3 protein-coding genes are annotated in these 3,928 nt (G+C 72.6%); all 3 read left to right on the plus strand.

Features of this window, described 5'->3' with window-relative positions:
* The coding region (gene alaS, locus WD250_13490; GenBank protein MEX2621221.1) for an alanine--tRNA ligase at nt 1-2,419 on the plus strand (2,419 nt) is incomplete at its 5' end.
* A gap of 4 nt (nt 2,420-2,423) precedes the next feature.
* Nucleotides 2,424-2,849 (plus strand): Holliday junction resolvase RuvX, encoded by a 426-nt coding sequence (gene ruvX / locus WD250_13495; GenBank protein MEX2621222.1) that lies wholly within the window; start codon nt 2,424-2,426, stop codon nt 2,847-2,849.
* Nucleotides 2,850-2,894: 45 nt separating this feature from the next.
* A complete protein-coding gene (mltG, locus tag WD250_13500) occupies nt 2,895-3,905 on the plus strand; it encodes an endolytic transglycosylase MltG (protein ID MEX2621223.1) in 1,011 nt (336 codons plus the stop codon).
* The last annotated feature ends 23 nt before the right edge of the window (nt 3,906-3,928 follow it).

Consider the following 3,928-nt stretch of genomic DNA (forward strand, 5'->3'; position numbering starts at 1 on the left):
CAACTTCAGCTTCGGCGACTACTTCAAGCGCGAGGCGATCCGCTGGGCGTGGGAGATCTCGGTGACGCCGCCCCCGGGGGGGTTCGGGTTCGACCCGGCGCGGATCTGGGCGACCATCTTCCACCAGGACGACGAGGCGGCGGACCTGTGGCTGTCCGAGACCGACCTGGACCCCGACCATCTGCAGCGCCGCGACCAGCACCTGCGCCTGGGCGAGGACCGGCTGACCGGCACCGAGGACAACTTCTGGTCCACGGGCACCGCCGGTCCCTGCGGGCCCTGCTCCGAGCTGTATTACGACCGGGGGCCCGACCACGGCGCCGACGGTGGGCCGGTCGTCGACGAGACCCGTTTCATGGAGTTCTGGAACCTCGTGTTCATGCAGCACGAACGCGACGAGCCCGGTGCCATCGTCGGGGACCTCCCGCGCCCGAGCGTCGACACCGGCATGGGCCTGGAGCGGATGGCGGTGCTCCTGCAAGACGTGCCCAACGTCTACGAGACCGACGCGTTGCGCCCGATCCTCGACCGGGCCGCGGAGGCCACCGGTGTGGCGTATGGCCAGGCGGAGGCCAGCGACGTCTCCCTGCGCATCGTCGCCGAGCATGCCCGCACCGCCGGGCTGCTCATCGCCGACGGTGTCCTGCCGAGCAACGAGGCGCGTGGGTACGTCCTGCGCCGGATGCTGCGCCGGGTGGTGCGCCACGCCCGCACCCTCGGCCAGAAGCGTCCGATCATGCCCGCGATGATGGACGCCGTGATCGCCACACTCGGCGACGCGTGGGGCGAGTTGCCTGAACAGGCAGAGCTCATCAGGCGCGTGACCGCGGCCGAGGAGGAGGGGTTCACCCGGACCCTGCGCACGGGCATGTCGATGCTCGACGAGGCCATCGCCCACGCCAAGGAGCAGGGTGCCGCCGAGCTGCCCGGGGACACCGCGTTCACCCTGCACGACACCTACGGCTTCCCCGTGGACCTCACGGTCGAGATCGCTGCGGAGCACGGTCTGGCGCTCGACCGGGACGCCTTCGCCGAGCACATGGAGGCGCAACGCGCACGTGCCCGCGCAGCCGGCTCGGGGCAGGGCGACGGCCAGGGCCCGAGCCCCGACACCTACCGGGCCGCCGGTGCCGCCGTCGGGCCGGTTGCCTTCGTCGGCTACAGCGACGAGGCCGCCGACACCCGTCTCGGGGCCCTGGTGGTGCCCGGGGGGGTGGTCGACCATGCCGAGGAGGGCGACGAGGTCGAGGTCGTGCTGGCCACCACCCCCTTCTACGCCGAGGGCGGTGGCCAGCTCGGGGACCACGGCGAGATCACGACCGACACGGGACGCATCGAGGTCGTCGACACCGTCGAGCCCCTGTCGGGGCTGATCGTGCACCGCGCCCGCGTGGCTGCCGGCGAGGTCCACGCCGGCCAGGACGCCCACGCCCGGATCGACGCGCCACGGCGCGCCTCGATCCGCCGGGGTCACACCGCCACGCACATCCTCCACGCCACCCTGAAGGAGGTCGTCGGCGAGCACGCCGCCCAGGCCGGCTCGGCGATCGACGCCGGACGGTTCCGGTTCGACTTCCCCCACTTCGAGGCGGTGACCCGCGACCAGGTCGCCGAGCTGGAGGAGCGCGTCAACGCCCGCATCGCCGCCAACCCGGAGGTGCGCACCCTGGAGACCACCCAGGAGGAGGCGCGTCGGATGGGGGCCACGGCGCTGTTCGGCGAGAAGTACGGTGAGCACGTCCGGGTCGTGCAGATCGAGGAGTACTCCCGGGAGCTCTGTGGCGGCACCCATGTGGGCCAGACCGGCGAGGTCGGCATGTTCACGGTGCTGAGCGAGGGATCGATCGCGGCGAACCTGCGCCGCATCGAGGCGGTGACCGGGCCGGAGGCGTTCACGTACCTGTCCCGCGAGCGCCTGATCGCCGACCAGGTGGCGCGGATGCTGAAGGTGTCCACCGACCAGGTGCCCGAGCGGGTCGCCGACCTGATGGAACGGCTGCGCGCCACCGAGAAGGAGATCGGCCGCGTCCGCCAGCAGGCGCTGATGGCGTCTGCCGGATCGCTGCTGGAGGGGGCGGAGGCCGTCGACGGGGCTCGCGTCCTGGTCGCCGCGGTGGACGGCGCCGACCGCGACGGCTTGAAGGCGCTGGCGACCGACCTGCGCAACCGCCTGGACTCGGGCGTGGTGGTGCTCGGCAGCGCCACCCCCGACGGCAAGGCGCAGCTGTTCGCGGCCGTGACCCCCGACCTGGCCGGGCGCATCACCGCCCGGGACGTGCTGGCCCCCGGCGCCCGCGCGGTCGGGGGCGGCGCGGGCGGAAAGGGCGACACGGCCCAGGCCGGCGGCAAGGACGGGAGCAGGCTCGCCGAGGCGATGGAGGTGTCGCGCCAGGCGGCCCGCGACGCCATCCGGGCGTGAGCGGGTGGGCCGCAGCCTTGGTGTCGACGTCGGCACCGTGCGGGTCGGGCTGGCCCTCAGCGATCCCGACGCCACCGTGGCGACCCCGATCGCGACCGTCCCGGCATCCGCCGACGTCGCCGACCTGGCGACCGCGGTGGCAGCCGTGGCGGCCGCCCATGAGGCTCGGCATGTGGTGGTCGGGCTCCCACGGGGTATGTCTGGTCGAGACACCGCCTCGACCGCGCGGGCACGTGCTGTGGCCGACGCTCTGCGAAGTCATGGATTGGACGTTGATCTCTGGGACGAGCGCCTGAGCTCGGCCGAAGCCGAACGGCTGCTGCTGGCGGCCGGCCGGCGTCGCAAGCAACGACGCGTCGAGCGCGACCGCGTCGCCGCGACCATCATCTTGCAGGGATGGCTGGACGCCCACCGCCTACCGAGGGAGTGACCCATCAGCATGGCACTGTCGAAGGGTTCGAAGAGGTTTCTCCTGGTGCTCGCCGTCGTCGGGGTCCTCTCGGTGACCGGTGTGGTCGCCCTGAGCGCGCTCGGCGGCGGGGGGACCGAGGACGGCCAGCCCGTCACCGTGGAGATCCCCGAGGGGGTCGGGGCCTCCGCCGTGGGCGACATCCTCGCCGAGCAGGGGGTGGTGCGGTCGGCGTTGGCCTTCAAGGTCGCCGCGCGCTTCGACGAGCGGGCGCAGCAGATCCGCACCGGCACCTACCGGATGCGCACCGGGATGGGCACCGACGCCGCGCTGGAGGCGCTGGCAGCCGGTGAGGGTCAGGCGCAGCTGGAGACCTTCCGGGTGACGATCCCGGAGGGCCACACGGTGGTGGAGACCCTCGAGCGGATCGCCGAGGCCGACGGCTCGCCCTTCTCGCGGTCCGGCCTGGAGGGCGCGCTGGTCAACGTCGCCCTGCCCGACTGGGTGCCCGGCGACCTGCCCGACGCCCCGCGCCAGTACGCCGCCTACGAGGGCCTGCTGTTCCCGGACACCTACGAGTTCCGCACCGACATCGCGGCGGAGGAGCTCGTGTCTCGCCTGATGGCGCGCACGGAGGAGGTCCTCGACACGGTGGAGCCTCCCGAGGGGCTGACGCGCCACGAGGTCCTGGTGATGGCCTCGTTGATCGAGCGCGAGGCCCGTCTGCGCGACGAGCAGCCGCGGATCAGCTCGGTGATGCACAACCGGCTCGGCGCGCCGATGCGCCTGCAGATCGACGCGACGGTCATCTACGCGATCGGCGAGCATGTCGATCGGGTCCTGAACAGCCACCTCGAGATCGACTCCCCGTGGAACACCTACCGCTACGACGGGCTGCCGCCCACGCCGATCTCCGGTGCGGGGGAGTCCGCGATCCGCGCGGCCGCCAACCCCGCCGACGAGGATTTCCTGTTCTACGTGGTCGTCGACCCGTCCACCGGCGAGCACGGTTTCTCCAACACGCTGGAGGAGCACAACCAGAAGATCCGGGAGGCCCGCCAGCGCCAGGACGGCTGAACCCCTTACCCGCCGGCCGGCGG

This window comes from Egibacteraceae bacterium (assembly GCA_040905805.1).
In the GTDB taxonomy this organism is placed as follows: Bacteria; Actinomycetota; Nitriliruptoria; order Euzebyales; family Egibacteraceae; genus DATLGH01.